The sequence below is a fragment of the Agromyces ramosus genome (assembly GCF_004216665.1).
GTDB classification, from domain to species: Bacteria; Actinomycetota; Actinomycetes; order Actinomycetales; family Microbacteriaceae; genus Agromyces; species Agromyces ramosus.
In genome coordinates this window covers 934,383-953,688 of record NZ_SGWY01000002.1, presented here as the reverse complement: position 1 = coordinate 953,688, position 19,306 = coordinate 934,383, and the positions used below count along the sequence as shown (strand labels likewise).

19 protein-coding genes and 1 tRNA gene are annotated in these 19,306 nt (G+C 70.7%); 18 read left to right on the top strand and 2 right to left on the bottom strand.

From position 1 onward, the window contains the following. The first annotated feature begins 46 nt into the window (after positions 1–46). From recO to EV187_RS18875, 4 genes are all read left to right on the top strand, one after another. Positions 47–784, top strand: a complete 738-nt coding sequence (recO, locus tag EV187_RS11070) for a DNA repair protein RecO (protein ID WP_130353073.1) — start codon at positions 47–49, stop codon at positions 782–784. After that, positions 781–1,584, top strand: a complete 804-nt coding sequence (locus tag EV187_RS11065) for an isoprenyl transferase (protein WP_130353072.1) — start codon at positions 781–783, stop codon at positions 1,582–1,584. The genes recO and EV187_RS11065 overlap by 4 nt, the downstream gene beginning before the upstream one ends. Before the next feature lie 61 nt (positions 1,585–1,645). Beyond that, on the top strand, positions 1,646–2,311 hold the full coding sequence (locus tag EV187_RS11060) for a DsbA family oxidoreductase (protein WP_130353071.1): 666 nt from the start codon (positions 1,646–1,648) through the stop codon (positions 2,309–2,311). After that, positions 2,308–2,439 carry a hypothetical protein gene (locus EV187_RS18875; RefSeq protein WP_278039357.1) on the top strand — a complete coding sequence of 44 codons (132 nt, stop codon included), beginning with the start codon at positions 2,308–2,310 and terminating at the stop codon, positions 2,437–2,439. Before EV187_RS11060 ends, EV187_RS18875 begins: the two co-directional genes overlap by 4 nt. A 48-nt stretch (positions 2,440–2,487) precedes the next feature. Here EV187_RS18875 and EV187_RS11055 read toward each other — a convergent pair whose 3' ends face one another. Then, positions 2,488–2,970, bottom strand: coding sequence for an aminoacyl-tRNA deacylase (locus EV187_RS11055; RefSeq protein WP_130353070.1), 483 nt, complete (start codon positions 2,968–2,970; stop codon positions 2,488–2,490). Positions 2,971–3,061: 91 nt separating this feature from the next. Here EV187_RS11055 and dusB point away from each other — a divergent pair, with 91 nt between their 5' ends. The 12 genes from dusB (at position 3,062) to EV187_RS10995 (ending at position 16,292) form a co-directional block, all read left to right on the top strand. Beyond that, positions 3,062–4,219: a tRNA dihydrouridine synthase DusB gene (gene dusB, locus EV187_RS11050; protein WP_130353069.1), complete on the top strand. Its 1,158-nt coding sequence runs from the start codon at positions 3,062–3,064 to the stop codon at positions 4,217–4,219. Position 4,220: 1 nt separating this feature from the next. Beyond that, complete coding sequence (locus tag EV187_RS11045) at positions 4,221–5,477, top strand: deoxyguanosinetriphosphate triphosphohydrolase (RefSeq protein WP_130353068.1); 1,257 nt, start codon at positions 4,221–4,223, stop codon at positions 5,475–5,477. Positions 5,478–5,543: 66 nt separating this feature from the next. Continuing rightward, the gene (dnaG, locus tag EV187_RS11040) at positions 5,544–7,433 is read left to right on the top strand and encodes a DNA primase (protein WP_130353067.1); all 1,890 of its coding nucleotides are present in this window, start codon (positions 5,544–5,546) and stop codon (positions 7,431–7,433) included. Between the two features lie 193 nt (positions 7,434–7,626). Then, on the top strand, positions 7,627–9,261 hold the full coding sequence (locus EV187_RS11035) for an ABC transporter substrate-binding protein (protein WP_130353066.1): 1,635 nt from the start codon (positions 7,627–7,629) through the stop codon (positions 9,259–9,261). Positions 9,262–9,347: 86 nt separating this feature from the next. Beyond that, positions 9,348–10,442, top strand: a complete 1,095-nt coding sequence (locus tag EV187_RS11030) for an ABC transporter permease (RefSeq protein ID WP_130353065.1) — start codon at positions 9,348–9,350, stop codon at positions 10,440–10,442. Position 10,443: 1 nt separating this feature from the next. Further along, a complete protein-coding gene (locus tag EV187_RS11025) occupies positions 10,444–11,520 on the top strand; it encodes an ABC transporter permease (RefSeq protein ID WP_130353064.1) in 1,077 nt (358 codons plus the stop codon). After that, entirely contained in the window at positions 11,517–13,205 is a 1,689-nt protein-coding gene (locus EV187_RS11020) for an ABC transporter ATP-binding protein (RefSeq protein WP_130353063.1), read from the top strand. The genes EV187_RS11025 and EV187_RS11020 overlap by 4 nt, the downstream gene beginning before the upstream one ends. Then, positions 13,205–14,071: an ATP-binding cassette domain-containing protein gene (locus tag EV187_RS11015; RefSeq protein ID WP_242609544.1), complete on the top strand. Its 867-nt coding sequence runs from the start codon at positions 13,205–13,207 to the stop codon at positions 14,069–14,071. Before EV187_RS11020 ends, EV187_RS11015 begins: the two co-directional genes overlap by 1 nt. Next, positions 14,068–15,078, top strand: a complete 1,011-nt coding sequence (locus EV187_RS11010; protein WP_130353295.1) for a D-isomer specific 2-hydroxyacid dehydrogenase family protein — start codon at positions 14,068–14,070, stop codon at positions 15,076–15,078. Before EV187_RS11015 ends, EV187_RS11010 begins: the two co-directional genes overlap by 4 nt. 78 nt (positions 15,079–15,156) lie before the next feature. Further along, positions 15,157–15,229 (top strand) — tRNA-Asn (locus EV187_RS11005). 56 nt (positions 15,230–15,285) lie between these two features. Beyond that, complete coding sequence (locus tag EV187_RS11000; protein ID WP_130353062.1) at positions 15,286–15,990, top strand: AzlC family ABC transporter permease; 705 nt, start codon at positions 15,286–15,288, stop codon at positions 15,988–15,990. Further along, positions 15,987–16,292 carry an AzlD domain-containing protein gene (locus EV187_RS10995; RefSeq protein WP_130353061.1) on the top strand — a complete coding sequence of 102 codons (306 nt, stop codon included), beginning with the start codon at positions 15,987–15,989 and terminating at the stop codon, positions 16,290–16,292. Before EV187_RS11000 ends, EV187_RS10995 begins: the two co-directional genes overlap by 4 nt. Positions 16,293–16,377: 85 nt before the next feature. On the opposite strand, the gene def is transcribed toward EV187_RS10995, so the two are convergent. After that, positions 16,378–16,944, bottom strand: a complete 567-nt coding sequence (gene def, locus EV187_RS10990; RefSeq protein ID WP_130353060.1) for a peptide deformylase — start codon at positions 16,942–16,944, stop codon at positions 16,378–16,380. 40 nt (positions 16,945–16,984) lie between these two features. Here def and EV187_RS10985 point away from each other — a divergent pair, with 40 nt between their 5' ends. Further along, on the top strand, positions 16,985–17,902 hold the full coding sequence (locus EV187_RS10985; protein WP_130353059.1) for a DMT family transporter: 918 nt from the start codon (positions 16,985–16,987) through the stop codon (positions 17,900–17,902). A 145-nt stretch (positions 17,903–18,047) separates the two neighbouring features. Then, positions 18,048–19,304: a glycosyltransferase gene (locus EV187_RS10980; protein WP_242609543.1), complete on the top strand. Its 1,257-nt coding sequence runs from the start codon at positions 18,048–18,050 to the stop codon at positions 19,302–19,304. Positions 19,305–19,306 lie beyond the last annotated feature (2 nt).

Here is a 19,306-nt window from a genome sequence, read left to right as displayed (position 1 = left end):
CGTGACATCGGGCCGTGGGGTGGGCGCGGGATGGGAGAATCGACAGGTGCCGGTCTACCGAGATGAAGCCGTCGTGCTGCGCACCCACAAGCTGGGCGAGGCCGACCGCATCCTCACGCTGCTGACGCGACGGCACGGCAAGGTGCGCGCGGTCGCGAAGGGCGTGCGACGCACGGGTTCGAAGTTCGGGGCGCGACTCGAGCCGTTCATGGTGGCCGACCTGCAGCTGTACGAGGGCCGCTCCCTCGACATCGTGACGCAGGCCGAGTCGCTCGGGTCCTACGGCGCCGAGATCACGCAGGACTACGCCTCGTACACGGCCGCGAACGCCATGGTCGAGGCCGCCGACAAGCTCACCGAGGCCGAGGGGTCGCTGCAGCAGTACCTCCTGCTCGTGGGGGCCCTCCGTTCGCTCGCCCGGCGCGAGCACGGCGCGAGCCTCACCCTCGACTCCTACCTGCTGCGGGCGCTGGCCCTCGCCGGCTGGGCGCCGAGCTTCCAGGACTGCGCCCGGTGCGGCAAGGCCGGGGAGCACACGGCGGTGGTCGTGCAGCTCGGCGGCGTCGTCTGCGACGACTGCGCGCCGCCCGGAACCCCTCGCATCGCCCGCTCGACGGTCGCGCTGCTCGGTGCGCTGCTGTCGGGCGAGTGGGCCTTCGCCGAGGCGGCGGGCACGTCCGATCGCAACCAGGCGAGCGGCATCGTCGCCGCCTACACCCAGTGGCACCTCGAGCGCGGCCTCCGCTCGCTGCCGCACGTCTCCAGAGAAACGACCGCCACGTGAGCCCCAAGCCCTACACGCATCGCGACGCCGTGCCCTATCGGCCCCTCGACTGGACGGGCCGGTATCCGCCCGACTTCCCCAGGGGTTCCGTGCCGAACCACGTGGCGATCGTCATGGACGGCAACGGTCGCTGGGCGAACCGCCGCGGCCTCACGCGCATCGAGGGGCACAAGGCGGGGGAGGCGGCCCTGCTCGACGTCGTGGCGGGCGCGGTGCAGGCGGGCGTGAAGCACCTCTCGGTCTACGCGTTCTCGACCGAGAACTGGAAGCGGTCGCCCGACGAGGTGCGGTTCCTCATGGGCTACAACCGCGACGTGCTGCACCGGCGGCGCGACCAGCTCAACGAGTGGGGCGTCCGCATCCGGTGGGCCGGGCGCCGGCCGCGCCTGTGGGCGTCGGTCATCAACGAGCTGCAGTACGCCGAGCAGCTCACCGCCGGCAACGACACGCTGACCCTCACGATGTGCGTCAACTACGGCGGCCGCAACGAGATCACGGATGCGGTGCGGTCGATCGCCGACGACGTGGCATCCGGTCGCATCACGCCGTCGGCGGTGTCGGAGAAGCTCATCGCGAAGCGGCTGTACGTGCCCGAGCTGCCCGACGTCGACCTGTTCGTCCGCAGCTCTGGCGAGCAGCGCACGTCGAACTTCATGCTGTGGCAGTCGGCCTACGCCGAGATGGTGTTCCTCGACACGCTCTGGCCCGATTTCTCCCGCACCGACCTGTGGGAGGCGATCGAACGGTACGCGGCCCGCAATCGCCGCTTCGGCGGGGCGATCGACGCCCCGAGCGCCTGACACCGCCGCGACGTCGGCCGCTCGGGGAATACGAACGCATGGAGCCGGGTTGCCCTTCGTCGTGACGTCCCCCATCAAGATCGACATCTGGTCCGACATCGCCTGCCCGTGGTGCTACATCGGCAAGCGCCACCTCGAGGGCGGCATCGCTGCGCTCGGCGCCGACGCGCCCGAGGTGGAGATCGAGTACCACTCGTTCGAGCTCGCGCCCGACACCCCGGTCGATTTCGAGGGCTCGGAGGTCGACTTCCTCGCCGGGCACAAGGGACTGCCTGCCGAACGCGTGCAGCAGATGCTGCAGCACGTGACGGGCGTCGCCGCGAACGCGGGCCTCGACTACGACTTCGACGCCCTGCAGCACACGAAGACGCTGAAGGCGCACGAGCTGCTGCACTTCGCGAAGGCGCAGGGTCGACAGCTCGAGCTGTCGGAGCGGCTGTTCCGTGCCTACTTCACCGAGGGCCGGCACGTGGGCCGCATCGACGAGCTCGTCGAGCTCGCGGTCGAGGTCGGGCTCGACGCGGATGCCGCGCGCGAGGCGCTCGAGTCGGGCCGATACGGTTCCGCGGTGCAGGCCGACATCGCCCAGGCCGGCGCCTACGGCATCAACGGGGTGCCCTTCTTCGTGTTCGAGGGCAAGTACGGCGTCTCGGGTGCGCAGCCCGCAGAGGTGTTCGCGCAGGTGCTGACGCAGGTCGCCGGCGAGCGCGACGGGGTCGCGGCGTGAGCGAGGGGCCCGCGTCGTTCACGATGCTCGGTGGCGAGGGGGTCGTCTGCGAGGGCGACGTCTGCTTCGTGCCGGGCGTCACGGATGCCGGCGCCGAGCCGGGGGCCGTTCCGTCGGCAGGCGGGTAGGTCTCGTACCGGTCGTGGGGTCGCGGTCCCACCTCGTTGAGCGGGGTCCTACTCCGGCTCGGTGATGTCCGCGACCGTCGCGTCGAGGGCGCGGATGAGCTCGTCGGCCTCGACCCACAGGCTCCGCCCGTGCTCGCCCGCGCCCATCGACACCCGGCGTCCGGGGATCGTGGCGTCGACGACGACGGGCCACGCCGTGGTCGAGCCCAGCGGGGTGATGGTGCCGCGCTCGTAGCCGGTGGCCGCGAGGGCGAGCGAGGCATCCGGCAGCTGCAGCTTGTTCACTCCCAGGAGGCTGCGCAGCTTCGGCCACGAGATCTTGCGGCCCCCGGGAACGAGCGCGAACACGTAGGTGTCGTCGCTGCGCTTGACGACGAGGGACTTCACGATGTCGCCCGGCGTGATGCCGAGCAGGTCGGCCGCCTCCTCGAGGCTCCGGGCGGGCGGGCGGGTGATGATCTCGACGTCGAGGCCGCGCGCCGCGGCATCCGCTCGCACCCGCTCGGCGCCGGTCGGCCCGCTCTCGGTCATCTCGCCCTCCACACCTCGTCCTCCTCGGAATCCTAGGCGCGGGACGCCGCGGCGGGCGACGAGCCCCGTATCTCTGGGAGAATCGACGGTGATGTCCGCTTCCTCCACGCTTCCGGCCGCTCCGCTCACGATCGGCGACCTCGATCTCGACGTGCCCGTCGTGCTCGCACCCATGGCCGGCATCACCAACACGGCGTTCCGCCGGCTGTGCCGCGAGTTCGGCGCCGGGCTGTACGTGAGCGAGATGATCACCTCGCGTGCGCTGGTCGAGCGCACGCCCGAGTCGATGCGGCTCATCACGCACCACGAGTCCGAGACGTCGCGCTCGATACAGCTCTACGGCGTCGACCCCAGGACGGTCGCCGAGGCCGTCACGATGCTCGTCGCCGAAGACCGCGCCGACCACATCGACCTGAACTTCGGATGCCCCGTGCCCAAGGTCACGCGAAAGGGCGGGGGAGCCGCGCTGCCGTGGAAGAGCGGGCTGTTCCGCGACATCGTCGAGGGCGCCGTGCGCGCCGCGGGCGACATCCCGCTCACGGTGAAGATGCGCAAGGGCATCGATGCCGACCACCTCACCTACCTCGAGGCCGGGCGCATCGCCGAGGGTGCCGGGGTCGCCGCGGTGGCGCTGCACGCGCGCACCGCGGCCGAGTTCTACTCCGGCGAGGCCGACTGGTCGGCCATCGCGAGGCTCAAGCAGGCCGTCACGTCGGTTCCGGTGCTCGGCAACGGCGACATCTGGTCGGCCGACGACGCGCTGCGCATGGTCGCCGAGACCGGGTGCGACGGCGTCGTCGTCGGTCGCGGATGCCTCGGCCGGCCCTGGCTCTTCGGCGATCTCGCCGCGGCGTTCCGCGGGGAGTCGGCCACCGCGCACCCTTCGCTCGGCGAGGTCGCGCAGACCTTCCGCCGTCACGCCGAGCTGCTCACGGAGTTCTTCGACAGCGAGGAGCGCGGCTGCCGCGACATCCGCAAGCACGTGGCCTGGTACTTCAAGGGCTACCCGGTGGGCGGCGAGCTCCGGGCGAGGCTGGCGACGGTCGAGTCGCTGGCCCAGCTCGACGACCTGCTCGGCACGCTCGACTGGTCGATGCCCTACCCCGGTGAGGGCGCCGAGGGGCCGCGCGGGCGCGCGGGCACGCCGAAGAACCCGGCGCTGCCCGAGGGCTGGCTCGAATCGCAGGAGCTCGCCGGCCACGACCGCACCACCCTCGTCGACGCCGAGCTCGACACGAGCGGCGGCTGAGATGCGGGAGCGACTCTTCGGCGGCTACCACGACGCCGACGTCGAACGGTGGCTGCCCGAGGAGCACGCGAGCGGTCGCAGCGACTTCGCACGCGACCGGGCGCGGCTGCTCCACTCGAGTGCGTTGCGGCGGCTCGCCGCGAAGACCCAGGTGCTGAGCCCCACGGCCGGTCTCGACTTCGCGCGGAACCGGCTCACGCATTCGCTCGAGGTGGCACAGGTGGGCCGGGAGCTCGCGACGAGCCTCGGCCTCGACCCCGACGTCGTCGACACGGCGTGCCTCGCGCACGACCTCGGGCACCCGCCGTTCGGCCACAACGGCGAGCGCGCGCTCAACACCTGGGCCGCCGACATCGGCGGCTTCGAGGGCAACGCGCAGACGCTCCGCATCCTCACGCGACTCGAGCCCAAGGTGTTCGACGAGGCCGGCCGCAGCTTCGGACTCAACCTCACGCGGGCCAGCCTCGACGCGAGCTGCAAGTACCCCTGGCCCGAGGCGACGTCGGTCGCCGACCCGAGCGGGCGTGCGAAGTTCGGCTTCTACCGCGATGACCTCGCGGTCTTCGAGTGGATGCGCGCCGGGGCACCCGAGCGCCGGCTCTGCATCGAGGCCCAGGTGATGGACCTGTCCGACGACATCGCCTACTCGGTGCACGACTTCGAGGACGCGATCGTGAACGGCTACGTCGACGTCGAAGCACTCAGCGCGCGCGTCGACCACGACGCGCTCGTCACGTCGATGTACGAGTGGATCGGCGGAGCCTTCTCGCACGACGAGCTCATCGCCGCGTTCGACCGGCTCGACTCGCTCGACGGCTGGCTCGAGACGTGGAGCGGAAGCCGTCACGAGCAGGGGCGACTCAAGAACCTCACGAGCCAGCTCATCGGGCGCTTCGCGCACGCCGCCACCGATGCGACGCGATCGGCCTTCCCGCTCGCGAGCCTGATCCGCTTCGACGCCGACGTGGTCGTGCCGCGGGAGATCCAGGCCGAGATCGCGGTGCTCAAGGGCATCGTGGCCGCCTTCGTGATGTCGCGGAACACGAGGCAGCCGATCTACACGCAGCAGCGGCAGGTGCTCTCCTCCCTCGCCGACGTGCTGTTCGCGTCGGGCGACGAGCACCTCGATCCGGGATTCGCGGCGGACTGGAACGGCGCGGCCGACGACGACGCCCGCAGGCGGGTCGTCGTCGACCAGCTCGCGAGCCTCACCGACCAGTCCGCCCTCGCCTGGTACGAGCGGCTGGTGCAGCGATGACGCCGACCCCCGTCGCCATCCCGGCGACCGGCCGCCGGTGCGCCGGGGCGAACTAGGATGAAGTCCATGGCGGGCCGGATTCGACAGAGCGACGTCGAGGAGGTGAAGGCCCGCACCAACATCGCCGACATCGTCGGCGAGCACGTCAGCCTCAAGTCCGCCGGCGTCGGCTCGCTCAAGGGCCTCTGCCCGTTCCACGACGAGCGCAGCCCGAGCTTCCACGTGCGACCGGGGCTCGGGTACTACCACTGCTTCGGATGCGGCGAGTCCGGCGACGCCTACACCTTCCTGCAGCGCATGGACCACGTCTCGTTCACCGAGGCCGTCGAGCGACTCGCCGGCCGCATCGGCTTCGAACTGCACTACGAGGACGGCGGGCAGGCGTCCGACCACGGCAACCGGGCGCGGCTGCTCGCCGCCAACCAGGCCGCCGCCGAGTTCTTCGTCGAGCGCCTCGGGGCGCCCGACGCGGACGTCGGTCGGCGGTTCCTCGGCGAGCGCGGATTCGACGCGGCGGCGGCGCGCCGATTCGGCGTGGGCTTCGCACCGAAGAGCTGGGACGCGCTCACGAACCACCTCAAGGGCCGGGGGTTCACGACCGAGGAGCTCGCGGCATCCGGTCTCGTCTCCCAGGGCGACCGCGGCGTGTACGACCGGTTCCGCGGCCGCCTCGTGTGGCCGATCCGCGACGTCACCGGGCAGACCGTCGGATTCGGCGCGCGCCGGCTCCTCGACGACGACCAGGGCCCGAAGTACCTGAACACCCCCGAGACGGCGATCTACCACAAGGCGCAGGTGCTCTACGGCCTCGACCTCGCCAGGCGCGACATCGCGAAGACCCACCGCGTGGTCGTGGTCGAGGGCTACACCGACGTGATGGCGTGCCATCTCGCCGGCGTCACCACCGCGATCGCGACGTGCGGCACGTCGTTCGGCGTCGAGCACATCAAGGTGCTGCGTCGCGTGCTCGGCGACGACTCGGGCGTGGGCGAGGTCGTGTTCACGTTCGACGGCGACGCGGCCGGCCAGCAGGCGGCGATGCGCGCCTTCGGCGAGGAGCAGCGCTTCGCGGCCCAGACGTTCGTGGCCGTCGCCCCCGACGGCCTCGATCCCTGCGACCTCCGCATCGCGCGCGGCGACGCCGCGGTGCGCTCCCTCGTCGAGGCGCGCACGCCGATGTTCGAGTTCGTGATCCGGCACACCCTGGCCCGCTACGACCTCGAGACCGTCGAGGGTCGCGTGGCCGCCCTTCGCGTGGCCGCGCCGGTCGTCGCCGACATCCGCGACCCCGCCCTGCGGCCCGGCTACACCCGCGAGCTCGCACGCATGCTGGGCATGGAGCTCGGCGAGGTCACGCGCGCGGTGCGCACGGCGAGCGGCCGGCCCAAGGGGGCCGCGGGGGAGCGCCCGTCGTCGGCGGCCCATCCATCGACCGACGGGGCCGGGCGCCCGACCGCTCCTGCAGCGGATGCCCCGTCGCGGCCGTTCTCGATCGCCGACCTGCCCAACGACCCCTCGACACGACTCGAGCGCGATGCGCTCCAGGTCATGCTCCAGTACCCCGATGCGGTGGGCGCCGACCTCCTGCGCCACGCGCTCGACAGCCGCTTCGGCAACGCCTCGCTCGCCGTGGTCCGAGACGGCATCGCCTCGGTGCTCGCGTCGCCCGACCCGTCGATCCGGGTCGACCGCATCGTCGAGGAGGTGCCGGCGCCGTTCGCCGGTATCGTGCACCAGCTCGCGGTCTCCCCGGTGCCCCAGCGCAGCGAGGCGGAGCTCGCCGCCTACGTCACGGGCGTCGTGAGCGCCCTCGTCGACCGGGAGCTCCTGCGCCAGAAGTCCGAGCTGCTCGGACGCCTCCAGCGCACGGATCGCGACGACGTGGCGACCTACACGACCCTGCAGCGCGCGCTCGTCGAGCTCGAGACCGAGCGTCGGGCGCTCAGGGCCGACTGAGCGGCATCCGTCGTCGCACCGGCCTCCGCACGCGCATCGGTTGCGTGGAAGGTTGCAGATCAATAAACATTCCGCCGTCCGCCCGGCCGACCATGCAACATCCGCAGCGCCGTGTGCTAGGTCTGGGGGATACGACAACGCGCCGCGATCCTGTGCTGCGCGTTTCAGTCCTGACAGGAAGAGGTAGACGGATATGACATCCGCATCCACGAACCGGCGTCGCGCCCTCATCGCGGTGGCCGGTGCTTCGGTGGCCGCCCTCACACTCGCCGGTTGCACGGCGGGCGGCGGCGGCAGCACCGATGCGGCCGGCGGTACGCTGACCATCGGCACGACCGAGCAGATCACCGCGCTCGACCCCGCCGGCTCGTACGACAACGGCTCGTTCGCCGTCATGAACCAGGTGTACCCGTTCCTGATGAACACCCCCTACGGCAGCCCCGACCCCGAGCCCGACATCGCCGAGTCCGCGGAGTTCACGGGCCCGAGCGAGTACACCGTCACGCTCAAGCCCGACCTCAAGTTCGCGAACGGCAACGACCTCACCTCGTCCGACGTGAAGTTCACGTTCGACCGCCAGATCGCGATCGCCGACGAGAACGGCCCGTCGTCGCTGCTCTACAACCTCGACTCGGTCGACGCGGTCGACGACACCACCGTCGTCTTCAACCTGAAGTCCGAGAACGACCAGATCTTCCCGCAGATCCTGTCGAGCCCCGCGGGCCCGATCGTCGACGAGGAGGTCTTCTCGGCCGACGAGCTCACCTCCGACGACGAGATCGTCGAGGGCCACGCGTTCGCCGGCCAGTACGACATCACGAGCTACGACTTCAACAACCTGATCTCGTACAAGGCGAACCCCGACTACCAGGGCATCCTCGGCGAGGCGAAGACCGACACCGTCAACGTGAAGTACTACACGGATGCCTCGAACCTCAAGCTCGACGTCCAGGAGGGCAACATCGACGTGGCCCACCGCACGCTCAGCGCGACGGACATCGAGGACCTCCGCGGCAACGACAACGTGAAGGTCGTCGACGGCCCCGGCGGCGAGATCCGCTACCTCGTGTTCAACTTCAACACGATGCCGTTCGGCGCCACGACGCCCGAGGCCGACCCGGCCAAGGCGCTCGCGGTGCGCCAGGCGATCGCCAACCTCATCGACCGCGACGCGATCTCCGAGGACGTCTACAAGGGCACCTTCACCCCGCTGTACTCGTACGTGCCCGAGGGCCTGACCGGCGCCAACGAGGCGCTCAAGGAGCTCTACGGCGACGGCAACGGCGCACCGGATGTCGCGAAGGCCGAAGAGGTCCTCACGGCCGCCGGCATCACGACGCCGCTCGACATCTCGATCCAGTACGTGGCCGAGCGCTACGGACCGTCGTCGAGCGACGAGTACGCGATCATCAAGGACAACCTCGAGTCGAGCGGCCTGTTCACCGTGAACCTGCAGTCGACCGAGTGGGTCCAGTATTCCGAGGACCGCGTCGCCGACCTGTACCCGGCCTACCAGCTGGGCTGGTTCCCCGACTACTCGGACGCCGACAACTACCTCTCGCCGTTCTTCCTCACGGAGAACTTCCTCGCGAACCACTACGACAACCCCGAGGTGAACGACCTGATCCTGGAGCAGGCCGTCACCACGGACCCCGCGGCTCGCGAGGCCCTCATCGGCGAGATCCAGGACAAGGTCGCGGCCGACCTGTCCACGATCCCGTACATGCAGGGCGCGCAGGTCGCCGTCGTCGGCTCCGACGTGGAGGGTGCGGAGGACACGCTGGACGCGTCGTTCAAGTTCCGCTACGGCGCGCTCTCGAAGGGCTGACGACGGACTAGAGTCGTTGAAGCTCGACGACGGGGGCGACCTGCTACCGCGGGTCGCCCCCGTTCCCCTGTACCCCTGAGGATTCCATGAGCACACTAGACACCGTTCCATCGACGGAGGACCTGCCCGCCGCGGGCCGTCCGAAGCCGAAATCGTCGGGCGGAGGCTTCGGCAGGTACCTGCTGGTCCGCTTCCTCCTGATCTTCCCGACGATCTTCATCCTCGTCACCCTCGTGTTCTTCCTGATGCGCACGACGGGCGACCCGATCACGGCCGCGCAGGGCGGCCGGCTCGGACCCGAGGCGCTCGCAGAGCTGCGCGCCGCCGCCGGATACGATCGCCCGATCATCGTCCAGTTCCTCGAGTACCTGGGCCAGATCGTGACCCTGAACTTCGGCGACACGTTGACGACGAACCGTCCGGTCGTCGAGGTCCTCGCCACCTACGGCCCCGCGACGTTCGAGCTCGTCTTCTACTCGCTCATCGTCGCGTTCGTCGTTGGAATCCCGCTGGGCCTGTTCGCCGCGTACTACCGCGACAAGCCGCAGGACGCCGTGTTCCGCGTGCTCGCGATCTACTGGTACGCCGTCCCGATCTTCTTCGCGGGCCTGATCCTGAAGCTGATCTTCTCCGTGTGGCTGAAGTGGCTCCCCGTCGCGGGCCGGGCCAGCGTCGGCGCCGAACTGCAGATGCAGGCGCTGCCCAACAAGACGGGGTTCTACACGATCGATGCGCTGATGACCGGGAACCCCGCGGTGCTCGGTGACGTGCTCGCCCACGTGGTGCTCCCGGCGACCGCCCTGGGCCTGCTGACGGCGGGCATCTTCCTCCGGCTCGTCCGCACGAACGTGATCGGCACGCTCGCGACGGACTACGTCGACGCGGCACGGTCGCGCGGCGTGCACGAGTACCGGCTGCTGCGCAAGCACGCCTACCGCCCGGCCCTCATCCCGATCATCACGGTCATCGGACTGCAGATCGCGCTCCTCCTCTCGGGCGCGGTGCTGACCGAGACGACGTTCGAGTGGAAGGGGCTCGGCTTCATCCTCGTGGAGTTCATCGAGTCCCGTGACTACGTCGCCGTGCAGGGCATCGTCGTGCTCCTCGCGATCATCGTCGCCCTCACGAACTTCATCGTCGACATCATCGCGGCGTTCATCGACCCGAGGGTGAGGTACTGACATGACCGCTGCATCCGTCACCCAGGCCCCACCGCGCCGGCGACTCCGCGACCGGCTCCCCGTCCTGCACCAGCTGCGCCAGAGCGTGGGACTCCAGCGCGGCATGCTCGTGGCCGGGCTCATCATGCTCGGCGTCTTCATCCTGTGCGCGATCTTCGCGCCGCTGATCGCCCCCTACGGCTTCGCGCAGCGAGCGGATGCGTCGGGCTCGTTCGGCACCCAGCAGCCGCCGTCTCCCGAGCACCTGTTCGGCACGACGGTCGGCGGCTACGACGTGCTCTCGCGGGTCGTCTTCGGCTCGCAGACCGCGATCCTCGTGGTCATCGTGGCCGTCACGCTCTCGCTCTTCATCGGCGTCGCGCTGGGCCTCTACGGCGGGTACTTCGGCGGCTGGCTCGACAAGGTGATGGTCGTCGTGTTCGACGCGATCTACGCCTTCCCGTCCCTGTTGCTCGCGATCGTCCTCTCGATCGTCATCTCGGGCGGCCAGTCGAGCCTGTGGGGCGGCGTCCTCGCCGCGGGCGGTTCGATCATCGTGGTGTTCATCCCGCAGTACTTCCGGGTGATCCGCGCCGAGACGGTGCGCATCAAGGCGGAGCCGTTCGTCGAGTCGGCGAAGGTGCTCGGCGCCTCGAGCACGCGGATCGTGTTCAAGCACGTGTTCCGCAACGCCACTCGCACGCTGCCGCTCATCATCACGCTGAACTCGGCGGAGGCGATCCTGACCCTGGCGGGGCTCGGCTACATCGGCTTCGGCATCGAGCCGACGGCCGCGGCCGACTGGGGCTACGACCTGAACAAGGCCCAGTCCGACGTCACGAGCGGCATCTGGTGGACCGCCCTCTACCCCGGGCTCGCCATCGTGATCGCGGTGCTCGGCATCATGCTCGTGGGCGAGAGCCTCAACGACCTCGCCGACCCGCGCCTGCGTGCTCGCCGGCGGGTCTCGCAGGCGTCCGGGCAGGTCGCGGAGACCTCGGTCGTCCCCGGCGGCACGCTGACCGCGGGCCCCGGCGGAATCGACGGGCTCGAAGACGGCGAGACATTCGACGAGCACGGGATCGAGGTCAAGCGATGAGCACGGTGGTCGACATCAGGAACCTCGGGGTCTCCTTCTCCACCGACGCCGGAGCCGTGAAGGCCGTCGAGGACGTCTCCATCTCGGTCGAACGCGGCGAGGTGCTCGCCATCGTGGGCGAGTCCGGCAGCGGCAAGACCGTGACGGCGAAGACCATCCTCGGGCTCCTGCCCGAGACCGCCACCACCAAGGGCGCGGTCGTGCTCTCGAACCGGGAGGGCACCCGCGAGAGCGACGTCATCAGCATCTCGAAGCAGAAGCTGCGCGACATCCGAGGCACCGACGTGGCGATGGTGTTCCAGGAGCCCTCGACGGCGCTGAACCCGGTCTACACGGTGGGCTGGCAGATCGCTGAGGGCCTCCAGGCCCACAGCGACATGTCGAAGAAGGAGGCGCGGGCGAAGGCCATCGAGATCCTCGGACGCGTCGGCATCCCCGACCCCGAGGTGCGGGTCGATCACTATCCGCACCAGTTCTCGGGCGGCCAGAAGCAGCGCGTGGTCATCGCCATGGCGCTCGTGCTCGACCCCGGGCTCATAGTGGCCGACGAGCCGACGACGGCCCTCGACGTGACCGTGCAGGCCGAGATCCTCGACCTGCTGCGTCGATGCCGTGACGAGTTCGGCACGGCGATCGTGCTCATCACCCACAACATGGGCGTCGTCGCCGACCTGGCCGACCGCGTGGCGGTCATGTACCAGGGCAACGTGGTGGAGCAGGCCGACGTGAAGACGCTGTTCGCGGCCCCGCAGGCCGACTACACCAAAGCGCTGCTGGCGGCCGTTCCGTACGTCGGCCACGGCACCGTCCGGGCGGCCGAGCGTGCGGCGGCCCGCCCGACCAACTGGACGGACCAGCCGCCGGTCGTCGAGGCCACGGACCTCGAGATCGTCTATCCGGGTCGGTTCGGGCGCGCCGGATTCCGGGCCGTCGACGGCGTCGACCTCGTGATCCGGCCCGGGGAGGTGCTCGGCCTCGTCGGCGAGTCCGGTTCGGGCAAGACCACCATCGGACGCGCGATCGCCGGGCTCACCAAGGTCACCGGAGGCTCGCTGAAGGTGCTGGACGCCGAGATGAACGGCATCCGCGAGCGCCAGTTCCGCCCCTTGCGGAGCCGGATCGGGTTCGTCTTCCAGGACCCGGCGTCGAGCTTCAACCCGCTGCTCACGATCGCGGAGTGCGTCGCCGAGCCGCTCGTCATCCACGGTCGGGCGAAGGATGCCTCGTCGGCACGGGCGCGGGTGAACGAGCTGCTCGAAGCGGTGCAGCTGCCGCGCGCCTACGGCGACCGCTACCCGCACGAGCTCTCGGGTGGCCAGCGCCAGCGCGCGAGCCTGGCCCGCGCGCTCGCCCTCGAACCCGAGCTGCTGATCGCCGACGAGCCGACCTCCGCGCTCGACGTGTCGGTGCAGGCCCGCGTGCTGGAGCTCTTCGCCGAGCTGCAGCGCGAGTTCGGCTTCGCCTCGCTCTTCATCAGCCACGACCTCGCGGTCGTCGACCTGCTCGCCGACCGCATCGCGGTGCTCTACCGCGGCAGGCTCGTCGAGGAGGGCACCGGAACCGAGGTGCTCGGCTCGCCCGCCGACCCGTACACCCAGCGGCTGCTGGCATCGCTCCCGGTGCCCGATCCGGTCGCCCAGGCAGAGCGTCGGGAGGAACTCCGCCGCCTTCGGGAGGCGGAGTGATGCGCAGTGCCGCGCACGGGTTCCCCATCGTCCTCAGCGACCTGACGCTGGAGTACCCGCCGCACGGCGCGAGTCCGGCGCACGTGGCCCTGCACGGACTCTCGCTCACGATCCAGCCGGGCGAGGTCCTGGGGCTCCTGGGCAGCGCCGGCAGCGGCAAGAGCACCCTCGCCAAGGTGCTCTCGGGCGTGGCGTTCGAGCCGCGGGCGGGAGGCGACGTGCGCCCCGTCATCACCGGCGGGGAGGCGAACGTGCTCGGTCGTCGCCTGCGCACGCTGACTCGGCGCAAGGTGCCCGAGTTCCGATTCCACGTGGGCTACCTGCCGCAGGATGCCGCGGCGACCCTGCCGCCCGACCGGACGGTGGCCGAGATCGTGGGCGAGCCGATCCTCGAGCGCGATCGGCGGTACAACCGGCGTGCCCTCCAGACGCGCGTCGCCACGATGATCGACGCCGTGCGGCTGCCGCTCGGCATGCTCGACAAGTACCCCTACCAGCTGAGCGGCGGCCAGCGTCAACGCGTCGCCCTGGCGCGTGCGCTCGTGCTGGGTCCGTCGCTGCTCATCGCGGACGAGCCGACCGCCGGAATCGACCTCACCGTGCGCGACGCGGTGGCGCAGCTGATCGGCGAGCTGCGCGACCGCGAGCACCACTCGTTCTCGGCGCTCATCATCAGCCACGACCTGCCGGTGCTGCGCCGCACCGCCGACCGCATCGCGGTGCTCGACCGGGGCGAGCTCGCGGCGCTCGGCACGATCGACGAGGTGTTCCACGACCCCGGGCATCCGTACGTCATGGCCCTCGCCGGGGCGCTCGACGCGGGGCACGCGGTGATCGACGACCTCGAGGACGGGCCCGGGGCATGACGGATGCCGCGGCCTCGCGTGGGCGGCACCGTGCGCTCCCCGGATCCGCCGTCACGACGGCGGCCGACGCCACGGCGGTCGTGCCCGGACCGATCGCGGTGCTCCCGCATGGCGACGCCGTGATCGAGGCCGCCGTGGTGGCCGGGGGCGGAGTCGTCGCGCCGCTCGACGAGGCGACGCGCGGGATCGTATGGACCGCGGCATCCGGAGCCGGCGAGCTCGAGGCCGTGCTCGACGCGCACCCCCGGGTCGGATGGGTGCAGCTGCCGTGGGCGGGCGTCGATGCCTTCGCCCCCGTGCTCCGGCGGTTCGCGGGCGACGGCCGCGTGTGGACGAGCGCGAAGGGCGCCTATGCGCAGCCCGTCGCCGAGCACGCCCTGATGCTCGCCCTCGCGGTCCTGCGCGAGATCCCGCGACGTGTCCGCGCCCGAAGCTGGGAGGTGGACGAGCGCGGGCGAAGCCTCTACGGGGCCGAGGTGGTGATCCTCGGTGCGGGTGGCATCGCGACCGAGCTCCTGCGCCTGATGCAGCCGTTCGACGTGCGTGCCACGGTCGTGCGCCGTCGCGACGAACCCGTGGCCGGCGCCGCACGCACGGTGACCGCCGAGGGTCTCGCCGACGCGCTGGCTCGCGCCGAGGTGGTCTTCGTCGCCGCGGCGCTCACCGAGGGCACCCGCGGGTTCATCGGCCGTGCAGAGCTCGAGCGGATGCCGCCGGGCGGCGTACTGGTGAACGTCGCGCGCGGCGGGCTCGTCGACACCGCCGCCCTCGTCGCGGCGCTCGAGTCGGGCCTCCTCGGCGGGGCGGGCCTCGACGTGACCGATCCCGAGCCGCTCCCCGAGGGGCATCCGCTCTGGACGGCGGCGAACTGCATCGTCACGCCGCACGTCGCCGACACCGAGGAGATGGTGGTGCCGCTCTTCGCCGAGCGGGTCATCCGGAACGTCCGCGCGTTCGAATCGGGCGGCGGATTCGAGGGACGCATCGACCTGCACGCTGGGTACTGACCGGCGCCCCGTTCGCGAGGGTGCCTCGATTGGGACTCCGTGCGTCACTTTGCTAGAGTGTCTCTGCTGAACAAGCGATCCTCCATAGCTCAATTGGCAGAGCAATCGGCTGTTAACCGATAGGTTCTTGGTTCGAGTCCAAGTGGGGGAGCAACAGAGGGCCGTCCGGTCGAACCGGGCGGCCCTTCGTCGACTCGGGAGGGAAACGTGGAGGAGCGCGAGACGGCCGTCCGGCGGAGCGGCGTCCTGCGCGACAGCGTCGGCGTGGGGCTGGCAACCGCCGCCTACGGCATCTCCTTCGGGGCCCTCGCCGTTGCCGCGGGCCTCGACGTCTGGCAGACGTGCTTCCTCAGCCTCGTGATGTTCACCGGCGGCTCGCAGTTCGCCCTCGTCGGCGTGCTCGCGACCGGGGGCGTGGCCGCGGGCGGCTCGGCGATCGCCACGGCGGCGCTCCTCGGCATCCGCAACGTCGTCTACGGCATGCGGATGAAGCCCATCGTCGACCGCGGTGGGGTCGCCCGACGCGTCGCCGCCGCCTGGATCACGATCGACGAGTCGACCGCCGTGGCCCTCGCGCAGACCGAGGACCGCGCGGCGCGCACGGGCTTCTGGGTGACCGGTGCGGTCATCTTCGTCGGCTGGAACCTCACCACGCTGGCCGGCGCCCTCATCGGCGACGCGCTCGGCGACACCCGGGCCTGGGGGCTGGATGCCGCGGCGGCGGCCGCCTTCCTTGGGCTCCTGTGGCCCCGCCTGAAGCGGTTCCAGGCCGGCGCGGTCGCCGTGGCGGCGGCGCTCGTCGCCACCCTGACGACGCCCGTGCTCATGCCCGGGCTCCCCGTGCTGGTGGCCGCCCTCGTGGCCGTCGGGGTCGGCTGGTTCGACCTGTTCTCCCGTCGGAGCGCCGCGTGACCACGTGGCACGTCATCCTCATCGCCTCCGCCGCCACGCTGGCGCTGAAGGTCGGCGGGTACCTCGTGCCCGCGGGACTCCTCGAGCGCGAGCGTCCGGCGCGGATCGCCGACCTGCTGACCGTGGCGCTGCTCGCCGCGCTCATCGCCGTGCAGACGCTCGGCGCCGGCCAGGCGATCGTGTTCGACGCGCGCGTTCCCGCGCTCGTCGTCGCCGCGGCCCTCTACGCGCTGCGCGTGCCGTTCCTCGTCGTCGTGATCGTCGCGGCGCTCGTCGCCGCGGGCATCCGCGCCTTCACCTGACGCGGCGGACGGGCGTTGACGCGGAGGATCGGGCGCTGCTGCAGGCTCCGCGGAGGGGCGCTCGTCGCGGGACGTCTCGAGCCGGTCAGTCCTCGAGGTGGTCGACGCCCGGCATCCACGAGACGCCCGGCCTGCCCCACCCGACCTTGCGCGTGATCTTCGCGACGATCCGCTGGTCCTTCTCGCCGAGGCGGTCGGTGTAGAGCGTGCCGTCGAGGTGGTCGTACTCGTGCTGGAAGATGCGGGCGAGCCATCCCTCCGCAGCGATCTCGAACGACTGGCCGTCGAGGTCCGTCGCCCGCAGGATCGCGCGATCGGCCCGACGGAGCCCGAACCGCTCGCCCGGGAACGAGAGGCAGCCCTCGGACTCCTCGTCGACGTCGGGCTCGCCGGCGGGCGGCGGGGAGATCCACAGTTCGGGGTTGATCGCGACGCCCCGCCACCGCGCTCCGGCCTCGTCGACCCATCCGTAGGTGAAGAGCCGCAGCGGCACGCCGACCTGCGGTGCCGCGAGGCCGACGCCCGGCGCGGCATCCATCGTCTCGAACAGGTCGCGCACGAGGGAGCGGAGGTCGCCGTCGATGGTCTCGACCGGGAGTGCGGGGGAGTGCAGCACCGGATCGCCGGTGATGCGTATGGGGAGCACGGCCATTCGCCAAGGATATCGATCGACGAGCGGGTAGGGTCGTTGCGTGGATCCGGACCTGAGCGACCTCTCCGAGCAGATCGCACTCGACCCCACGTCGTTCATCGGAATCCCGCTGGCCCTCGTCGGCGCGGTGTTCCTCTCGCTCGGTGCGCAGTTCCAGCACCGCGGCGTCGTGAAAGTCGAGGCGCGCACGGTCGACACGCTCGGCAAGGGCCTGAGCGGGCGACAGCTGGCGTTGCTGCTCGCCCGGCCGTCGTGGGTCATCGGCACGGTCATGCTCGGCCTCGCGATCCTGTTCCAGCTCTCGAGCCTCTACTTCGCCCCCATCATCGTCGTGCAGCCGCTCGGCGCGATCGCGCTCGTGATCACCTCGATCCTCAACTCGCGGCTCAACCACGTGAAGCTGAATCGCAAGTCGATCATCGCGATCGTCATGTGCGTCGGCGGCGTGTTCCTCTTCGTGGGCGTCGCGGCGTTCACCGCCGTCGACAGGCCCGTCACCGACACGCAGCTCGTCACGATCCTCGTCATCCTCGCCGTCGTGCTCGCCCTGGCCGGCGTGGCGTTCGGTCTGTTCCGTCGCCGCATCCGCGCCATCTTCTACGTGATCATGGCCGGCGTGCTGTACGGCTTCGTGGCCACCCTGGCGAAGGTGGTGCTCGGGCGCATCGAGCAGGGCGAATTCGAGTGGCTCACCTTCACCTGCCTGCTCGGACTGCTCCTCGCGACCGCGCTCGGCGCGTACTTCGTGCAGAACGCCTACGCCACCGGGCCGCCCGACCTCGTGATCGCCGGACTCACGGTGGTCGACCCGATGGTCGCGGTCGTGATCGGCATCGTCGTGCTCGGCGAGGCGTCGCAGGCGCCGGTCTGGGCCAACGGCGTGTTCCTGCTCGCCGGCGTGATCGCCGTGTGGGGCGTGTTCATGCTCGCGCGCAACCACCCCCAGACCCGCCTCTGAGCGAGCCGAACGACATGCGCACAGGCGACTGCGCAGGTGACGATGCGTAGACTATGGTCGGATTCAGTCACGCGCCGAACCCCCGGGCCGCGCACTCGACGGGCCGATCGGCCCCCATCCGACGAACTGTGAGGAACAACACCACGTGTCTGACACACCCGGTGCGACTACCCCCGCCGGCACCGACGGCGCAGAGACGGAACGGCCGCTCACGATCCTGATCGGCGCCGACACGTTCGCTCCCGACGTCAATGGCGCCGCGCGCTTCGCCGAGCGCCTCGCGGCCGGCCTCGTCGAGCGCGGCCACGACGTGCACGTGATGGCGCCCGCGGCGAACCGGAAGCACGGGACGTGGAAGGAGGTGCACGAAGGCCAGGAGGTCACCGCCCACCGCTTGTACAGCTGGCGCTGGTATCCGCACGACTGGCTGCGATTCGCACTCCCGTGGCGGATCAAGCAGAACAGCGCCCGGGTCCTCGACGCGGTGCGGCCAGACGTGGTGCACTTCCAGTCGCACATCATCGTGGGCCGCGGCCTTTCGGTGGAGGCCGCGAAGCGCGGCATCCGGCTCGTCGGAACCAACCACTTCATGCCCGAGAACATGCTCGAGTTCACCCTGCTGCCCAAGGCCTGGCAGGAATGGGCGGTCGGGCTCGCGTGGAAGGCGGCGGGCCGCACCTTCGGGCGCGCCGAGGCGGTGACGACGCCGACCCGCAAGGCGGCGCAGTTCCTCGAGAAGCACACCCAGCTCAGCGGCGTGCACGCGATCTCCTGCGGCATCGATGCGCACAAGTACTCGCCCGACTGGTCCCCGCGCACCGAGAACCGGATCCTCTTCGTCGGCCGGGTCACCGGCGAGAAGCAGATCGACGTCCTGCTGCGCGCCCTCACCCTCCTGCCGGCCGAGCTCGACGCGAAGGTCGAGATCGTCGGCGGCGGCGACCAGAAGCGCAACCTCGAGCACCTCGCGGGCGAGCTGGGCATCGCCGACCGCGTCACCTTCACGGGCTACGTGACCGACGACGAGTTGCGCGAGGCCTACCATCGCGCCTCGGTGCTCGCCATGCCGTCGATCGCCGAGCTGCAGAGCATCGTGACGATGGAGGCGATGGCCTCGGCGCTGCCGGTCGTCGCCGCCAACGCGATGGCGCTGCCGCACCTGGTGCACCACGGCGAGAACGGCTACCTCTTCGATCCCGGCAGCCCCGAGGACCTCGCGGCGAAGCTCAGGCAGGTGCTCGAGGCCTCGCCCGACGAGTACCGGGCGCTGAAGGAGGGGTCGGTCCGCCTCATCGCCGCGCACGACATCCAGCGCACCCTCTCGACATTCGAGAGCCTGTATCGTGGAAAAGCGGTGACCGATCCGGTCACCGATATCGCGCCCGCTGCACTTCCCGAGTGACG